The organism is Spirillospora sp. NPDC127506, from assembly GCF_040302145.1.
Classification (GTDB): domain Bacteria; phylum Actinomycetota; class Actinomycetes; order Streptosporangiales; family Streptosporangiaceae; genus Spirillospora.
The window spans coordinates 1-18,108 of sequence record NZ_JBEORG010000033.1; the positions used below are offsets into that span (position 1 = coordinate 1).

The following is an 18,108-nucleotide window of genomic DNA, read 5'->3' on the forward strand; positions in this document are numbered from 1 at the left end:
ATGCGGGATCACCACACCCTTGGGCCGCCCCGTCGAACCCGACGTGTAGATCACATACGCCGGGTGGTCCGGCGAGATCGCCACACCGGGGTCGGTGTCGTCGTAGCCGGTGGCGTCGAGATCTTCCGGGCCGAGGGTGAGGACCGGTTTGGCGTCCTCGACCATGTAGGCGATGCGATCTTGCGGATAATCCGGGTCGATCGGCACATACGCCGCCCCCGCCTTCAGCACCGCCAGAATCGCCACCACCAGATCAGCCGAGCGCGGCAACGCCAGCGCCACGAACTGCTCCGGCCCCACACCCTGACCGATCAACCGATGCGCAAGACGGTTCGCCCTCGCATTGACCTCCGCAAACGTCCACGACACACCCTCGAACGTGACGGCGGGCGCATCCGGACGGGCCGCCGCCTGCGCCTCGAACAGCGCCGGGATCGTGGCCCGCTCCACGGGGGCGGCGGCGCCCCCGGCCCACTCGCCGAGGATCAGCGACCGCTCCTCCGCGGACAGGACCTCGGCGGCGCCGATGGGCGCGTCCGGGTCGGCGAGCAGCGCGGACAGGTACCGCTCGAACCGCTCGATGAGCCGCCGCGCGGTGGCCGGGTCGTACAGGTCGAGGGCGTACTCCAGCTCGCCGTCGAGGCCGTCGGCCCGCTCGGTGAGGATCATCAGCAGGTCGAACCGGGACACCCCGGCGTTCAGCGGCTCCACCTGGGCGCTGAAGCCGGGCATCTCCAGGCGCGCCTCGGGGTTGTTCTGGAACGTCAGCCCGACCTGGAACAGCGGGTGCCGGGCCAGGTGGCGCGGCGGGTTCAGCACCTCGACGAGCCGCTCGAACGGGACGTCCTGGTGCGCGTAGGCGGCCAGGTCGGTCTCCTTGACGCGGCCCACCAGCTCGCGGAACGACGGGTCGCCGGAGGTGTCGGTCCGGAAGACGAGCATGTTCACGAACATGCCGACCAGGTCGTCGAGGGCCTCGTCGGTGCGGCCCGCGACGGGCGAGCCGATCGGCACGTCCGTGCCGGCGCCGAGGCGGGTCAGCAGCGCGGCGAACGCGGCCTGGGCGACCATGAACGGGCTGGCGCCGGTCTCGCGGGCGAGGTCCAGCAGCCGGGCGCGGACATCGGCGCCGAGCCGGAAGCGCTCCGTCCCGCCCCGGTAGGACGCCTCCGCCGGACGAGGCCGGTCGGTCGGCAGCGCGAGCTCCTCCGGCAGCCCGGCGAGCGCGTCCTTCCAGTACGCGATCTGCCGCGAGATCAAGCTCTCGGGATCGTCCTCGGAACCGAACAGCTCACGCTGCCAGAGCGTGTAGTCGGCGTACTGGACGGGCAGCGGGGCCCACTCGGGCGCCTCGCCCCCCGCCCGCGCCGCGTAGGCGGTGATGAAGTCGCGGGCGAGCGGGGCCATCGACCAGCCGTCGCCGCCGACGTGGTGCATGAGCAGCAGCGCGACGTGCTCGTCCGGCGCGAGCCGGAACAGGTGCGTGCGCAGCGGCGGCTCGGCGGTGATGTCGAAGGCGTAGCCGGCGGCCATGGCGAGCCGCGTCGGCAGCTCCGCCTCGGTCGTCTCGACGACCTCCAGCTCGGGGCGGGCGGCGGCCGGGTCGAGGACGAGCTGGCGCGGCACTCCCCCGGCGTCCGGCAGGATCGTGCGGAGCGTCTCGTGCCGCTCCACCAGGTCGCCGACGGCGGCGCGGAGCGCGCCGGCGTCCAGCGGGCCGCGGATGCGCAGCGCGGTCGGCACGTTGTAGGTGGCGGACGGCCCCTCGAACCGGCTGAGGAACCACAGGCGCTGCTGGGCGTACGACAGCGGGACCACGTCCGGGCGCTCGCGCCGCTCCAGCGGGGGGCGGGCCGGGCGGCCGCCGCGCCCGAGGAGGGCGGCGAGGCCCGCGGCGGTCGGCGCCTCGAACAGCGCCCGCACGGGCAGCTCCACGTCCAGCGCGCGCCGGACGCGGCTGACGACGCGCATCGCGATCAGCGAGTTGCCGCCGAGCGCGAAGAAGTCGTCGTCCGCGCCGACCCGGTCCACGCCGAGCAGCTCGGCGAAGACGGCGGCGACGGTCTCCTCGGCCTCCCCGGACGGGGCCCGGTACGCGGTCGCCGGGGCGGGCGCCAGCTCGGGCCTGGGCAGCGCCTTGACGTCGACCTTGCCGTTCGGGGTGAGCGGCATCTCGTCCAGCACGACGACGGCGGCGGGCACCATCGACTCAGGCAGGCTCTCCCGGATGTGGGCGCGCAGCTCCTCGGGGTCGAGCGTCTGGCCGGGCGCGGCGACGACGTACGCGACGAGCCGCTTCTCGGTCGGCCCCCCGGCGGCCCCGGCGTCCCCGGCCGCTTCGACGGCGGCGGCGCCGGGCAGGTCGAGCCCCTCGACGGTGACGGCGCCGCGCGAGGCGACGGCGGCCTCCAGCGTCCGCCGGAACCAGCCGGCGAGCCGCTCGGCGGTGCCGCGGTCGAACAGGTCGAGCGCGTACTCCAGGGTCCCGGCGAGGGCGCCGGACCCGTCGCGGGCGTCCTCCAGCAGGAACTCCAGGTCGAACTTGGCGACCCCGGCGTCCACCGGCTCGACGGCGACGTGCAGGCCGGGCAGCTCGACCGAGGCCTCCGGGTTGTTCTGCAGCGTCAGCATGACCTGGAACAGCGGGTGCCGGGACAGCGACCGGGCCGGGTTCAGCACCTCGACGAGCCGCTCGAACGGGACGTCCTGGTGCGCGTACGCGGCCAGGTCGGTCTCCCGGACGCGGGCGAGCAGCTCGGCGAACGACGGGTCGCCGGAGGTGTCGGTCCGCAGCACGAGCGTGTTGACGAAGACGCCGACGAGGTCGTCCAGGGCCTCGTCGGTGCGGCCCGCGACGGGCGAGCCGATCGGCACGTCCGTGCCGCCGCCGAGCCGGGTCAGCAGCGCGGCGAGCGCCGCCTGCAGCACCATGAACACGCTGACCTGGTGGTCGCGGGCCAGCGCGCGCAGCCCGTCCGCCAGCTCCGCCGGGACCTCGAAGCGGACCTGGCCGCCCCGGTAGGACGCCCGCTCGGGGCGGGGCCGGTCGTGCGGCAGCCGGATCTGGTCGGGCAGCCCGGCGAGGGCGTCCTTCCAGTAGGCGATCTGGCGGGCGGCGAGGCTGTCCGGGTCGCTCTCGCTGCCGAGCAGCTCGCGCTGCCAGAGCGCGTAGTCGGCGTACTGGACGGGCAGCGGCGCCCATTCGGGGGCGCGCCCCTCGCGGCGGGCCAGGTAGGCGGTGATGACGTCGCGGGCGAGCGGCGCCATCGACCAGCCGTCCCCCGCGATGTGGTGCATGACGATGAGCAGCACGTGCTCGTCCTCGCCGGCCCGGTACAGGTGGGCGCGGACGGGCAGCTCTTTCGCCAGGTCGAAGCCGCGGGTGGCGTCCATGAACAGGGCGCCGTGCAGGTCGGCGGGCGCGGAGACGGTGAGCCGCGGCTCGGCCTCCTCCGGGGCGAGGATCACCTGGTGCGGCTCGCCGTCGGCGTCGCCGAACAGCGTCCGCAGCGACTCGTGCCGGGCGACCACGTCGCGGAGCGCGTCCCGCATCGCGCCGTGGTCGATCTCGCCGGTGAGCCGCAGCGGGATCGGCATGTTGTAGGTGGCGGTGAGCCCTTCCAGCCGGTTCAGGAACCAGAGCCGCTCCTGCGCGTACGACACCGGCACCGGGGCGGGCCGCTCCGCCGGCCGCAGCGGGGGCCGCGCGGCGCCGGCGGCGGAGGCGATCCGCGCGGCGAGGCCGGCGACGGTCGGCGCCTCGAACAGCGCGCGGACGGGCAGCTCCACGTTCAGCGCGGCGCGGGCGCGGGCGACGACGCGGGTCGCCTTCAGCGAGTCGCCGCCGTGGTCGAAGAACCCGTCGTCGACGCCGACCCGGTCCAGGCCGAGGACGTCGGCGAAGATCCCGCAGAGGATCTCCTCGCGGGCGTCGCGGGGGCCGCGCGCGGTGAGGTCGGCGGCGAAGTCCGGCTCGGGCAGCGCGGACCGGTCGAGCTTGCCGTTCGGGTTGAGCGGCATCGCGTCCAGCACGACGATCGCGGACGGCACCATGTAGTCCGGCAGCGTCCCGGCGACGAACGCGCGCAGCTCCGCCGGCTCGACGTCGCCGACGACGTAGCCGGCGAGGACGTTGTCGCCGACCGCGTCGCGGCGCGCCACGACGGCGCTCTGCGTGACGGCCGGGTGCGCCGCGAGGGCGGTCTCGATCTCGCCGAGCTCGATCCGGAAGCCGCGGACCTTCACCTGGTGGTCGAGGCGGCCGAGGTACTCGATGTTCCCGGCGCGGTTCCAGCGCACGAGGTCGCCCGTGCGGTACATCCGCTCGCCGGGCCCGCCGAACGGGCACGCGACGAACCGGTCCGCGGACAGGGCGGGGCGGCGCAGGTAGCCGCGGGCCAGGCCGTCGCCCGCGAGGTACAGCTCGCCGGGCACGCCGACCGGGACGGGCTGGAGCCGCTCGTCCAGCACGTACGCGCGGGTGTTGGCCATCGGGCGGCCGATCGGGGCGAGCCCCTCGGTGTTGCCGTCGTCGTACCAGCCGGTGACGAAGATCGTCGCCTCGGTGGGCCCGTAGATGTTGGAGATGCGGGCGTCCGGCAGCAGCGCCCGGACGTCCCGGACGAGCTGCGGCGGCAGCGCCTCCCCGCCGAGCGCCACGTCCCCGGCCTCCAGGCGCAGCTCCCCGCGCGACAGCAGGACCGCCACCGCGGACGGGACGCCGCTGATCAGCGTCCCGGACCAGCCGCCGCGCTCGGCGACCTCCAGCAGGTCCCGGACGACCTCGATCTCGCCGCCGATGGTGAGCGGCACCAGCCACTCGAACACCGACACGTCGAAGTTCAGCGACGTGGAGAACAGCACGCGCCGCATCCGGTCGGGGCCGTAGCTCGCCATCGACTCGGCGCAGAAGTCCACGACGTTCGCGTGGGAGATGACGACGCCCTTGGGGCGGCCCGTCGACCCGGACGTGTAGATGACGTACGCCGGGTTCGCGGGGTGCAGCGGCCGGACGCGGTCGGCGTCGGTGACGTCCTCCGCCGGGAGGCACTCCAGGGAGAGCGCGTCCAGCTCGACGCGCGGCGTCGTGCCCGGCAGGCCGGCGCCGGACGTGGTGATGACGCAGGCGGGGGCGGCGTCCTCCAGCATGTAGGCGATGCGGTCCGGCGGGTACGCCAGGTCGATCGGCTGGTACGCGGCGCCCGCCTTCAGCACGGCCAGCGCTGCGACGACGAGGTTCTCGTCGCGCGGCAGGGCCAGCGCGACGAAGTCCTCCGGGCCGGCGCCGCACCCGATGAGGTGGCGGGCGAGCCGGTTCGCGCGGGCGTTCAGCTCGGCGTAGGAGAGCCGGGTCTCCCCCGCGATGACGGCGGTGGCGTCCGGGGTGCGGGCCGCCTGGCGCTCGACCAGCCGCGGGACGACGGCGGGGGCGACCGGCAGGTCGGTGTCGTTCCAGCGGTTCAGCAGGGTGTCGCGTTCGGCGTCGTCCAGCAGGTCCACGGCGCTGAGCGGCAGCGACGGGTCGGCGGCGACCTGGGCGAGCAGCCGCTCCAGCCGCGCCGCCATCGACGCGGCGGTCTCCGGGTCGAACAGGTCGAGCGCGTACTCCAGGCGGCAGTCGATCCCGGCGGGCGCGCCGGCCGCGTCGCGGGTCTCGTCCACCAGCAGCGCGAGGTCGAAGCGGGACACGCCCGGGTCGACCGGCTCCAGCGCGACCGTCAGGCCGGGCAGCTCGACCCGCGCCGACGGGTTGTTCTGGATCGAGATCATCACCTGGAACAGCGGGTGCCGCGCCATCGACCGCTGCGGGTTCAGCACCTCGACGAGCCGCTCGAACGGGACGTCCTGGTGGGCGAACGCGGCGAGGTCGGTCTCGCGGACCCGGCCGAGCAGCTCGGCGAACGTCGGGTCCCCGGAGGTGTCGGTCCGCAGCACGAGCGTGTTCACGAACACGCCGACGAGGTCGTGCACGGCCTCGTCGCCGCGGCCCGCGACCGGCGAGCCGATCGGCACGTCCGTCCCGGCGCCGAGGCGGGTGAACAGGCCGGCGAGCGCGGCCTGCAGCACCATGAACAGGCTGGCGCGGTGGTCGCGGCCGAGCGCGGTGAGCGCGGCGTGCAGGCCGGGCGGCAGCGTGAACGGGTGCTGCGCGCCCCGGTAGGTGGCGCGGGCCGGGCGGGGCCGGTCCGCCGGGAGCGCCAGCTCCTCGGGCAGCCCGGCGAGAGCCTCCCGCCAGTACGCGAGCTGCCGGCTGATGAGGCTGCCCGGGTCGGCCTCGTCGCCGAGGACCTCGCGCTGCCAGAGCGCGTAGTCGGCGTACTGGACGGGCAGCGGCGCCCACCGCGGCTCCTCGCCGGCGGCGCGGGCGGCGTAGGCGGTGATGAGGTCGGCGGCGAGGGGCTCCATCGACCAGCCGTCCCCGGCGATGTGGTGCATCACCAGGAGGAGCAGGTGGTCGTCGGCGGCGATCCGGAAGACGTGCGCGCGGACGGGCGGCTCGGCGGCCAGGTCGAACCCTCGGGTCGCGGCCTGGAACACCGCGTCCTGGAGCCCGTCCGGGCCGCACTCGGTGACCTCCGGCTCGGCCCCGATCTCGTCCATGGCGAGGACGCGCTGGTACGGCTCGCCCTCCACCTGCACGAACACGGTCCGGAGGGCCTCGTGCCGCGCCATCATGTCGCGCATCGCGGCGCGGACGGCGGCCAGGTCGAGCGAACCGGTCAGCCGCAGCGGGATCGGGATGTGGTAGGTCGCGCCGGCGCCTTCCAGGTCGTGGATGAACCACAGGCGGCGCTGCGCGTAGGAGACGGGGACGAGGTCGGGGCGCTCCGCCGGGACGAGCTTCGGCCTCGCCTCCTCCTCGGCGTCCTTGATGGACGCGGCGAGCGCGGCGACGGTGGGCGCCTCGAACAGCGCCCGGACGGGCAGCTCCGCGCCCAGCGCGGCGCGGGCGCGGGCGACGACGCGGGTCGCCTTCAGCGAGTCGCCGCCGAGGTCGAAGAAGCTGTCGTCGACGCCGACCCGTTCCACGCCGAGGACCTCGGCGAACACCGCGCACAGCGCCTCCTCGCGCGCGTCGCGGGGCGCGCGGCCCGCGGCGGACGCGGCGAAGTCGGGCGCGGGCAGCGCGGACCGGTCGAGCTTGCCGTTCGGGTTCAGCGGCATCGCGTCCAGGACGACGATCGCCGCCGGGACCATGTAGTCGGGCAGGACCGCCGCGACCGACCGCTTCAGCTCGGCGGTGTCGACGCCCGCGGAGACGACGTAGGCGACGAGGACGGTGTCGCCCGCGCCGTCCCGCCGGGCGACGACGACGCTCTGCGTCACGGCCGGGTGCGCCGCGAGGGCGGTCTCGATCTCGCCGAGCTCGATCCGGAAGCCGCGCACCTTGACCTGGTGGTCGAGGCGGCCGAGGTACTCGAGCTGGCCGTGCCGGTTCCAGCGGACGAGGTCGCCCGTCCGGTACATGCGCTCGCCCGGCCCGCCGAAGGGGCAGGCGACGAAGCGCTCGGCGCTCAGCCCGGGGCGGTGCAGGTAGCCGCGCGCGAGGCCGCCGCCCGCGAGGTACAGCTCGCCGGGGACGCCCGCCGGGACGGGATTGAGCGCCCCGTCCAGCACGTACGCGCGGGTGTTGGCGACGGGGCCGCCGATCGGGGCGTGGCCCGCGGCGTTTCCGTCGTCGAACCAGGCGGTGGCGTAGACGGTCGCCTCGGTCGGTCCGTAGATGTTGGAGATGCGGGCGTCCGGGACGAGGGCGCGCAGGTCCTGGACGAGGCGGGCGGGGAGCGCCTCGCCCGCGAGGACGATGTCGCCGGCCTTGAGGTCGAGCGGCCCCGCCGCGAGGAGGGCCGAGACCGCGGACGGGACGCCGGAGACGAGCGTGCCGTGCCAGCCGCCGCGCTCCGCCACGTCCAGCAGGTCGCGGACGACCTCGATGTGGCCGCCGATGGTGAGCGGCGTCAGCCACTCGAACACCGACACGTCGAAGTTGAGGGAGGTGGAGAACAGGACGCGGGCGAGGCGCTCCGGCCCGAAGTCCTTCTTCGCCCACGCGCACAGGTCGGCGGCGCCGGCGTGGGAGACGACGACGCCCTTGGGGCGCCCCGTCGAACCCGACGTGTAGATGACGTAGGCCGCGTTGCCGGGCCGGAGCGGCCGGACGCGGTCGGCGTCGGCCGGGGCCTCGGCGGATTCGCCGGACAGGTCGAGGGCGTCCAGCTCGACGCGCGGCGTCGTGCCCGGCAGGCCGGCACTGGAGGTGGTGATGACGCAGGCGGGGGCGGCGTCCTCCAGCATGTAGGCGATGCGGTCGGGCGGGTAGGCCAGGTCGATCGGCTGGTACGCGGCGCCCGCCTTCAGCACGGCCAGCGCCGCGACGACGAGGTTCTCGTCGCGCGGCAGCGCGAGCGCGACGAAGTCCTCCGGGCCGGCGCCGCGCGCGATGAGGTGGCGGGCGAGGCGGTTGGCCCGCTCGTCCAGCTCCCGGTAGGTGAGGACGGCGCCGCCCGGCCCGGTGACGGCGGGGGCGCCGGGCGTGCGGGCGGCCTGCGCCTCGAACAGCTCGGGGACGACGGCCGGCTCGACCGGCATCGCCGTGTCGTTCCACTCGTCCAGGACGCGGGACCGCTCGGCGGCGTCCAGCAGCTCCACGTCCCGGAGCGGCGTCGCCGGGTCGGCGTCGCCCAGCGCCCGCAGGAACCGGACGTAGCGGTCCTGGTGCGCGGAGACCTCGTCCTCGGTGTAGAGGTCGGGGTGCGCCTCGAAGTCGATGCGGACGCCGTTGCCGTCGAAGTTGTCGTAGACGTTGATCGACAGGTCGTCGATCGGGCCGGTGGTGATGGCGTGGGTCCGCGCGGGCAGGCCCGCGAAGTCGAACCGGTAGTCGAACGCCATGATGTTGATGACCGGCCCGTACAGCCGGCGGCGCTCGCCGAGCAGCTTCAGGTCGCGGAGCAGGTCCTCGCGCCGGTAGCGCTGGTGGCGCAGCACCCGCGCGCTCGCCCGCGTCACCGTGCGGACCAGCTGCTCGACCGTCATGTCCGGCCGGACGGCGACGCGCAGCGGCAGCACCGTCGACAGCATCGCCGGGGTCTCCAGGGCGGTCTGCGAGGTGCGGCCCGACACCGCGAGGCCCAGGATCACGTCCTCGGTGCCGGTCATCCGCGCCACGTACGCGGCCGTCGCGGCGATCGCGAGGCCCTGCGTGGCGGTGCGCAGGCGGCGGGCGCCGGCCGCCAGGGCGGCGGTCTGCTCCGGCGGGACGACGGTGATGCGGCTGAGGTAGTCGGAGGTCGGCTCGGCCATCTCGTCCGACAGCGACACCGCCACCGGCTTGTCGGCGAACCGCTCGGTCCAGTAGGCGCGGTCCCGCTCGAACTTCTCCGACCGCCGGTACTCCTCCTCGGCGGCGAGCAGCGCCCGGTAGTCGCCCCGCTCGGCCGGGACGTACTCGCCGCCGCCCGCCAGCAGCGTGTAGATCTCGGCGGCGCGGCGGCTGATCAGCAGGCCGCTGTAGGCGTCCAGGATCGTGTGGTGCGCGCGCAGGAACCACCGGTGCAGGTCCGGTGCGAGGCGCAGCAGCGCCGTGTGGAAGAGCCGGTCGCCGTCGAGGGGCAGCGGCGCCGACATCCGCTCCCGCATCCACGCGCGCGACGCGGCGTCCGGGTCGGGCTCCCCGGACAGGTCCACGAGCGGGATCGACACGCTCGCGTCCGGGTCGAGGATCTGCCGCGGGACCCCGTCCTCCTCCGCGAGCCGCGCGTTCATCGCCGGCGCCTCGTGCGCGGCGATCCGCGCCACCCGGTCGAACAGCTCGTGGTCGACCGGCCCCTCGATCTCGATGTACTGCGCGATGTGAATCGGCGTTTCCGGCGCCAGCTGCTGCGCGTACCAGACGCTCTGCTGAGCGGCCGAAAGAGGAACGTACTCGGTGGACATCAAGCGGCACTTTCCCGGTCGAAGGGGGTTTCCTTTGCGCCCGGCACCGGAACCGGTACGGCACCGGCGGGCAGAAAATCAGAAAGAATGACCACAGAACTGATCGGGCTTTCCCCGTCCCCTTTCACCCCGAGTCGCCGCCGGGAACGCGATCGGCCCGCGCTTTCCCGGAGTCAACGCGCTGTGCTCCCGCCAATACAGAGCGGCGCCGCTTTCCGCTCTCGACCGGATCCGCCCTCGACCCGCGTACTACTCAGGAGTAGCGGAGTCACAGTCAACCAGCCTGTCACATGCCTCGCAATCCCCTCAAAAGTAGAACTTGGCCGGTCCCGTTGCTAACAGGAGTGACAAAACGGCCGGTCGCCGCCCTGCGCCGACGGCGACGCGACGCTCACCGGCTGACAAAGGTTGACAACCGAATCGACCCAATCGGGTCACTCAGCGTGACCGTTACCGGGAGGGGTACTCGTGCACGACCACGGCCGCGGCGCCCACCCCCGGGTGCCGCTGCAGGACCGCCTCGATCTCGCCCAGCTCCATCCGCACCCCGGCGATCTTGACCTGCCGGTCGACCCGCCCGAGGTACTGCAGGACGGGCCGGTCCTCGCCGCCCGCGCCCGGCGGGAGCAGCTTCACCGCGTCGCCCGTCCGGTACAGGCGGCCGGTCGGGGACGCCGCGTCGAAGGGGTCGCGGTAGAACGCCTCGCGGGTGCGCTCGCCGTCGCCGAGGTAGCCGCGGCCGACCACGACGCCGCCGACGAACAGCTCGCCGGTCTCGCCGATCCCGCAGGCCGCCCAGGTCCCGTCGTCCTCCTCGCGCAGCACGTACAGGCGCGCGTTGACGACGGGCGTGCCGATCGGGAGGCGGAGGAGATCCAGGTCGCCGGCGGTCACGGTGTGGTGGGTGACGTCGTCGGAGCACTCGGTCGGGCCGTAGGCGTTGAGCAGCCCGGCGTGCGGCATCGCCTCGAGCCAGCGGCGCGACAGCTCGGCCGGCAGCTCCTCGCCGGTCGCGATCATCCAGCGCAGGGAGCCCAGCGAGCCCCCGCCGGGGGCTTCGGCGGCGCTCTCCCCGGGGCGGGGCGGGCTCGGCGCCAGGTCGTCCAGCAGATGCCTGACCATGGTGGGGACGAGCTCGACGATCGTGATGCCCTGGGCGTCGACGGCGCGGGCGAACGCCTCCGAGTCGTGGGCGACGTCGTCGCCGATCACGTCGACCCGGCCGCCCAGCAGCAGCGGGCAGAGCATCTGCCAGATCGAGATGTCGAAGCCGAGCGGGGCGGTGAACGCGACGACGTCCGCGCCGGTCAGCTCCAGGTCGATGATCTTCGCCCAGAGGTGGTTGAGCATGCCCTGGTGCTCGACGACCGCGCCCTTGGGGCGTCCGGTCGACCCCGAGGTGAACAGGACGTACCGCGGCTGGTCGAGCGCGTCCAGCCGGGGGCGGCCCGGCCAGGGCGCGAGGCCGTCCGCATCGGCGGCCCCGACGACCCGGCAGCCGGCCTCCGCCGCGCCCTCCAGCAGGGCGGGCGCGGCGCGTTCGCCGTCCACGGCGACCAGCACGGACGCGCCCGCCTGGCCGAGGACGTCGCGGACGCGGGCGGCGGGCCAGGTCTCGTCCGCCGGCACGTACAGGGCGCCGACCAGCTCGATCGCGAGGAACGCTGCGATGACCGCGGCGCACCGCCCGCCGCCGACGCCGACCACCGTGCCCGGCTCGACGCCCTCCCGCTCCAGCAGCGCGGCCAGCCGGCGCGCCTCGGCGGCCAGCTCGGCGTAGGAGAGCGTGCGGTGCGCGTCGGCGACCGCGGGGCGGTCGCGCTCGGCGGCGAACCGCTCCACCCGGGCGATGACGGGGTCGGCGAGGTCGACGTCCCGCTCGCGGAGCATCCCGTGCGCGGCGGCCAGTTCCCGGGCCCGCTCCGCCTGCGCCGCGGGGACGTTCAGGCCGGGCAGTGCGGCCGTGGGGAGCAGCCGGTCCACGGCGGGTCCGCGAGCACTCATCATAACTCTCCGTGATGTAGAACCACTCCGCTGTAACGGCATTACAAGCGGAGGCCATAGCTTATGTCCGGCGTTCGCCAGAAGCACCTCGCATTCCACCCTACCGATGGGTAAGCAGAGGGTTGCGGCAGGAAGATGCACGAAGGTACGGTGATGCTCCGCATGGCTCCGGCGTGAAGCCCGCGGCGAACTCGGGGGAAGATGAGGGAATTGTTTCTTCATTTGAGGGTGGACGCGTGCCGATAATCACCTCGCCGCAGGAATTCAATGTCGACGACCTTTACGTCGATCTGCGGCACGTCATCGACCGGCCGCTGTACCTCAAATGCGAGGGCTTCAACTTCGCCGGCTCGGTCAAGCTGAAGGCCGCCGCCGCGATGGTGGAGGCGGCCGAACGCGAGGGCGCGCTCACCGCCGATTCGGTGATCGTGGAGTCGTCGTCCGGGAACCTCGGGATCGCGCTCAGCCTCATCGCCGCGAGCCGCGGCCTGAAGTTCGTCTGCGTCACCGACCCGCGCTGCAACCCCGCGTCGATGCGGGTCATGCGGGCGCTCGGCGCCGAGGTCCGGGTCGTGTCCGACAAGGACGCCAACGGCGGCTACCTCGGCGGCCGCATCGCCTTCGTCCGGAGCCTGTGCGCGTCGGACGAGCGGTACGTGTGGCTGAACCAGTACGCCAACCGCAACAACTGGCTGGCCCACTACCGCGGGACCGCTCCGGCGATCGACCGCGAGTTCCCCGACCTGGAGGTCCTCTTCGTCGGCGCGGGGACGACGGGCACGCTGATGGGCTGCGCCCGCTACTTCCGGGAGCGCGGGCGCCCCGTGACGATCGTGGCGGTCGACGCGGTCGGCTCCGTCACGTTCGGCGGCATCCCGGAGCGGCGGATGGTGCCGGGGCTCGGCACGAGCAGCCGGCCCGCCCTCGTGGACGAGTCGTTCATCGACGACGTGGTGCACGTCCCCGAGACCGACACGATCCGGACCGTCCACGCGCTCGCCGCCCGCGGGTTCCTGTTCGGCGGCTCCACCGGCACCGTCGTGTCCGGCGCGTCCCGCTGGCTGGACGCCAAGTACCCCGGCGAGGACCCGGTCGCGGTCGCCATCGCCCCCGACCTCGGCGAGCGCTACCTGGACTCGATCTACGCGGAGGGCTGGGTGCGCGAGCACTTCGGCGACCTGCTCTCCGGCGCGCCCGGCGCCCTCGCCGACTGATCATCGAGAAAAGACGGAGTTTCCCACCATGACGCAGGTCCCAGCATTCGCCGTGATCTCCGGCGCCCAGGTCCACGAGGCGGTCGCCGGGCGCGAGGAGGAGGTCACCCGGATGGTCGAGGCGGCCTACCGGCTGCACGGCGAGGGCCGGACGGTCAACCCGGACTCCTACTTCCTGCGCTTCCCCGACCGCCCGTCCGACCGGATCATCGCGCTGCCCGCCTCGGTCAAGGGCGACGTCGGCGTGCACGGGATCAAGTGGATCTCCAGCTTCCCCGGCAATGTCGCGAACGGCATCCCGCGCGCCTCGGCCGTGCTGATCCTGAACGACGCGGAGACCGGCTACCCGTTCGCGTGCCTGGAGAGCTCGATCATCTCCGCGGCCCGCACCGCCGCGTCCGCCGCCCTCGCCGCCGCCGCGCTCGCCGACGCCCGCGGCGCCCGCCCGCGCCGCGTCGGCTTCGTCGGGGTCGGGCTCATCGCCCGCTACATCCACACGTATCTGGCGGGCAACGGCTTCGCGTTCGACGAGCTCGGCGTCCACGACCTGTCCCGGGAGCACGCCGAGGGCTTCAAGGGGTACCTGGAGCGGTCGGAGAAGGGGGAGATCGCGATCCACGACTCGGCGGAGTCGCTGATCCGCTCGTCCGACCTCGTGGTGTTCGCGACCGTCGCGGGCGAGCCGCACGTCCACGACCCGGCCTGGTTCGAGCACAACCCGCTCGTGCTGCACGTGTCGCTGCGCGACCTCTCACCGGAGATCATCCTGTCGTCCTACAACGTGGTGGACGACGTCGAGCACTGCATGAAGGCCAACACGTCCCCGCACCTGGCGGAGCAGAAGGTAGGCAACCGCGACTTCGTCGCCGGCACCCTGTACGACGTGCTGACGGAGAAGACGGCGCCGCCTGCCGGCAAGCCGGTGGTCTTCTCCCCCTTCGGCCTGGGCGTCCTCGACCTCGCCGTGGCCAAGTACGTCTACGACCAGGTGTCGTCGTCCGGCGCCCTGCACACCGTCCCCGGCTTCTTCCACGAGCTGAAGCGCTACGGCTGACGCTCCGCGGCCGCGCGCGAGCCGAGCGGGACGGGGGCCTGGACCGCCCGATGACCAGGGGCCGACCAGGGTGTCCAGGCCCGCGCGTCCCCGGTGTCAGAGGGCCTGGACCGCGGGCTTGAGGACGTCCTCGCACCACTGGCGGAACGTGGTGGGGGTGTCGATCGCGTGCTGCGGCGTGCGGGCGATCGCGTCGTCCAGGCCGTTCTCCTTGGCCTCCATCATGTCGAGCATGCCCTGGATCATGGCCGCGGACATGCCGCGGCCGGCGAGCCGCTCTTCGAGAGCCCCCGCGGGGATCTGCCGGTACCGGACGGGGGTTCCGAGCACGTCGGAGATCGTGGCGGCCATGTCGTCGTAGGACAGGTCCTCGGGGCCGAGCAGCGGTATCTCCTCCCTGCCGGTCCACGTCTCGTCGAGGAGCAGGCGGGCGGCGACGGCGGCGATGTCGCGGGTGGCGACGATGCGCAGCCCGCGGTCGGGGGAGACCACGTCGAAGAACAGGCCCTGCTCCTTGATCGGCTGGACCTGCCGCAGCACGTTGTCCATGAAGCCGGACGCGGCCAGCGCGCGGAAGGCGACGCCGGCGCCGGCGATCAGGTCGTCCATGGCGAGCGAGGCGGTCACGAACCCGGCCTTGGCCGCGTGGGGGGTGTCGCGGCCGAGTGCGCTGACGTCCACGACGCGCTTGACGCCGAACCTGCGCATCGCCTCGGCCGCGGGCCGGGTGAAGCCCTCGAACGCGTCGTCCAGAGAGGCGGCGCGCGGATCGGGCGGCAGCAGCCAGAACACGGCGTCGGCGCCGTCGAAGGCTCGTGCGACGACCTTCGCGTCGCCGTGCGACCCTTGGACGACCTCGGCCCGCTCGCGGACGCCGGCGGGCAGCTTGGCCGGATCGCGCGCGACGACCCGGACCGGCCGGCCGGCGGCGAGGACGCGGTCGAGGACCTGGTGCCCGATGTTTCCGGTGGGAGCGGTTATGACGATCATGCCTTCCCTCCAAGGGTGGCGGGGCAAGAAGTAAACTCTACCGTACCGTTTATTTTTGAGGACGCAACCCGATGAGCCGAGAGAGTGCGTCGCCGGCGCGGGGCCGGCAGCGGCGGGGCGAGGAGCTGCGCCGCCACATCCTGTTCGTGGCCAAGGACGTGTTCCTGGAGACGGGCTACGAGCGGGCGTCGATGGACACCGTCGCCGCGCGCGCCGGGACCTCCAAGCGGTCGCTGTACGCGCACTTCGAGAACAAGGACAAGCTGTTCCTCGCCGTCCTCAGCCTCGTCCGCGAGCTGTACCTGGTCAAGCTGAAGACCCCGGACGACTACGCCGGCGACCCGGCGGAGGCGGTGGCCCTGTTCTGCGGCCGGTTCCTGCAGCTGATGACGTGGGAGCCCCAGGTGCGGACCTGCCGCCTGTGCATCGCCGAGGCCGAGCGCCTCCCCGGCAGCGCACGCGCCTACTTCGACGGCATCTTCGCCACCACCCGGGAGATCCTCACCGCCTACCTGGCCGAGCACTACGACCCGGACTCGGCCTCCCTCGCGGAGGACCTGCTCGCCCGCACCGTGCTCCCCCGCCTGTTCCGCACGCTCCTCAACATCGAGGAGGCGGTCGGGGACGACCCCGCCGAGGAGGCCCTCCCCGAGGCCGTGGACCTCGCGGCGATCCGCCGGCTGGTCTCGGCGACGCTCGCCGGCTGACCCGGCGGCGAGCCGGCGATGCGCTCGCGCCGGCGACGGGCTCCCGCCGATCGTTGGTTCGGCCAACAATGTGTTATCGTTGGTCGAGTCAACGTTGGTCGATCCAACAATTAGCCGGGAGCTGAGACATGATCAAGCCGTTCCGCATCGACGTCCCCCAGGCCGACCTCGACGACCTGGCCGACCGGCTCTCCCGCACCCGATGGCCCAACGAGGTCGCGGACGCGGGGTGGGACTACGGTTTCCCGCTGGCGCGGCTGCAGGAGCTGGCCGAGTACTGGCGCACCGGTTACGACTGGCGCGCGCACGAGGCCCGGCTCAACGAGCTGCCGCACTTCACCACCGAGATCGAGGGGCAGAACATCCACTTCGTCCACGTCCGGTCGGCGAGGCCGGACGCGCTCGCGCTGATCCTCACGCACGGCTGGCCCGGCTCGTTCGTGGAGTTCCTCGACGTGATCGAGCCGCTGTCGCGCGACTTCCACCTGGTGATCCCGTCCATCCCGGGCTACGGGTTCTCCGGGCCGACCCGCGAGCGCGGGTGGGGCGTCCCCCGGATCGCGCGGGCCTGGGCCGAGCTGATGCGCCGGCTCGGGTACGAGCGGTACGGCGCCCAGGGCGGCGACTTCGGGGCGGGCATCTCGCTGGCGCTCGGCGCGGCGGCGCCCGAGCAGGTCGCCGGGGTGCACGTCAACTACCTGCCGACCCGGCCGGACCCGGACGCCGGTGTCGAGCTGTCCGAGAGCGACGAGGCGCGGCTGGACAAGATCCGGCAGCTGATGGCGAACCGGCCGCCCTACCAGGCGCTGCAGGCCCTCACCCCGCAGACCGTCGGCTACGCGCTGACCGACTCCCCGGTCGGCCAGCTGGCCTGGATCGCCGAGCGCTTCGCGCAGTGGACCGGCCCGGACACGCCGGTCGACGACGACCGGATGCTGACCGACGTCTCGCTGTACTGGCTGACCGCGACCGCGGCCTCCTCGGCGCGGCTGCACCACGACGCCCCGCGGGGGCAGGTCGCGCGGTGCCGGGCGCCGGTCGGCGTGGCGGTGTTCGCGCACGACATCACCCAGCCGGTGCGCCCGCTGGCCGAGCGGCTGTACGACATCAGGCACTGGTCGGAGTTCGACCGCGGCGGCCACTTCGCCGCGATGGAGGTGCCGGACCTGTTCGCCGGGGACGTCCGGGACTTCTTCCTCACCCGGGCCGGGGCCGGGTGAGCGTCAGACCTCGATGACGACCTTGCCGGGGACGCCCTTCTGCTTGGCCGCGAACGCCTCCCGCGTCTCGGCCAAGGGGCGGACGGCGCCGATGTGGGCGCGGAGCCGGCCCGCCTCGGCCCGCTCCGCGAGTTCGGCGAGCTGGTCGCGGTTCGGTTCGACGATGAAGAGGACGGCGCGTCCGCCCGCGGGCTCGACCGGGGGCGGCGCGGTGATCGAGACGAGCGCGCCGCCCGGCTTGACCTTGGCGGCGGAGCGGGCGAGGAGGTCGCCGCCGATGGTGTCGAAGATCAGGTCGACCGGCTCGACGGCGTCCTCGAAGCTCTGCCGCTCCAGGTCGACGAACGTGTGCGCGCCCATCTCGATCGCGACGTCGGCGGCGCGGCCCCGGCCGGTGGCGATGACGTGCGCGCCGGCGTCGCGGGCCAGCTGGACGGCCAGGCTGCCGGTGGCGCCTCCCCCGCCGTGCACGACGACGGTCTGCCCGGATTCCAGGCCGCCGTGGACGAACAGCGCCTGCCGGCACGTCAGCCCGGCGAGCGGCAGCGCGGCCGCGTCGGTGAAGGTCAGCGAGTCGGGCAGCCGGGCGAGGTTGCGGGCCTCCACCGCGACGTATTCGGCGGCCGCGCCGTCGCGGTGCCAGTCGGTCAGGCCGAACACGCGGTCGCCCACGGCGAACCCCGTGGTGCCGTAGGCGACCTCGGTGACCACGCCGGCGACGTCGTGCGCGGGGATCGACGGCGTCCGGTCGCGTCCGGCGCGGTCGACCCAGGTGCCGGGCCAGTCGAGCTCGTCCGGCACGAACCCCGCCGCGTGCACCCGCACGACCACGTCCCCCGTGGCCGGACGCGGGTCGGGCGCGTCCTCCAGAACCAGCCCCTCGCTCCCGCCGCGCTGATGGATGCGTACGGCCTTCATGATCCCCCCTCACCACCGCCCATCGACGGCGGCCGAACAGCGTCACCGTTCGCTCGCCCCGGTCC

Annotated in this window: 8 protein-coding genes and 2 pseudogenes; 4 read left to right on the plus strand and 6 right to left on the minus strand. The window is 73.8% G+C overall.

Features of this window, described 5'->3' with window-relative positions; all coding sequences use genetic code 11:
- The 4 genes and pseudogenes from ABTW95_RS26585 to ABTW95_RS26600 form a co-directional block, all read right to left on the minus strand.
- A partial coding sequence (locus ABTW95_RS26585) for an AMP-binding protein (RefSeq protein WP_500227753.1) occupies positions 1-450 on the minus strand: 450 nt, incomplete at its 3' end.
- A 45-nt stretch (positions 451-495) separates the two neighbouring features.
- Positions 496-8,589 (minus strand): annotated as a pseudogene (locus tag ABTW95_RS26590) (amino acid adenylation domain-containing protein); the annotation flags it as partial.
- A gap of 42 nt (positions 8,590-8,631) precedes the next feature.
- Positions 8,632-9,936 (minus strand): annotated as a pseudogene (locus ABTW95_RS26595) (condensation domain-containing protein); the annotation flags it as partial.
- A gap of 450 nt (positions 9,937-10,386) precedes the next feature.
- Positions 10,387-11,940 carry an amino acid adenylation domain-containing protein gene (locus ABTW95_RS26600; protein WP_500227713.1) on the minus strand — a complete coding sequence of 518 codons (1,554 nt, stop codon included), beginning with the start codon at positions 11,938-11,940 and terminating at the stop codon, positions 10,387-10,389.
- Between the two features lie 236 nt (positions 11,941-12,176).
- On the opposite strand from ABTW95_RS26600, the gene sbnA reads away from it, so the two are divergent.
- Together sbnA and sbnB are read left to right on the plus strand one after the other, a co-directional pair.
- Entirely contained in the window at positions 12,177-13,154 is a 978-nt protein-coding gene (sbnA, locus tag ABTW95_RS26605; protein ID WP_396448779.1) for a 2,3-diaminopropionate biosynthesis protein SbnA, read from the plus strand.
- Between the two features lie 28 nt (positions 13,155-13,182).
- A complete protein-coding gene (gene sbnB, locus ABTW95_RS26610) occupies positions 13,183-14,208 on the plus strand; it encodes a 2,3-diaminopropionate biosynthesis protein SbnB (RefSeq protein ID WP_500227714.1) in 1,026 nt (341 codons plus the stop codon).
- Between the two features lie 96 nt (positions 14,209-14,304).
- Here the strand turns inward: sbnB and ABTW95_RS26615 are convergent, their stop codons facing one another.
- The gene (locus ABTW95_RS26615) at positions 14,305-15,198 is read right to left on the minus strand and encodes an NAD(P)H-binding protein (protein WP_500227715.1); all 894 of its coding nucleotides are present in this window, start codon (positions 15,196-15,198) and stop codon (positions 14,305-14,307) included.
- A gap of 71 nt (positions 15,199-15,269) precedes the next feature.
- Here ABTW95_RS26615 and ABTW95_RS26620 point away from each other — a divergent pair, with 71 nt between their 5' ends.
- Positions 15,270-15,905, plus strand: coding sequence for a TetR/AcrR family transcriptional regulator (locus ABTW95_RS26620; protein ID WP_396448782.1), 636 nt, complete (start codon positions 15,270-15,272; stop codon positions 15,903-15,905).
- A gap of 128 nt (positions 15,906-16,033) precedes the next feature.
- Entirely contained in the window at positions 16,034-17,125 is a 1,092-nt protein-coding gene (locus ABTW95_RS26625) for an epoxide hydrolase family protein (RefSeq protein ID WP_396448783.1), read from the plus strand.
- 3 nt (positions 17,126-17,128) lie between these two features.
- Here the strand turns inward: ABTW95_RS26625 and ABTW95_RS26630 are convergent, their stop codons facing one another.
- On the minus strand, positions 17,129-18,043 hold the full coding sequence (locus ABTW95_RS26630) for an NADP-dependent oxidoreductase (protein ID WP_500227716.1): 915 nt from the start codon (positions 18,041-18,043) through the stop codon (positions 17,129-17,131).
- Positions 18,044-18,108 lie beyond the last annotated feature (65 nt).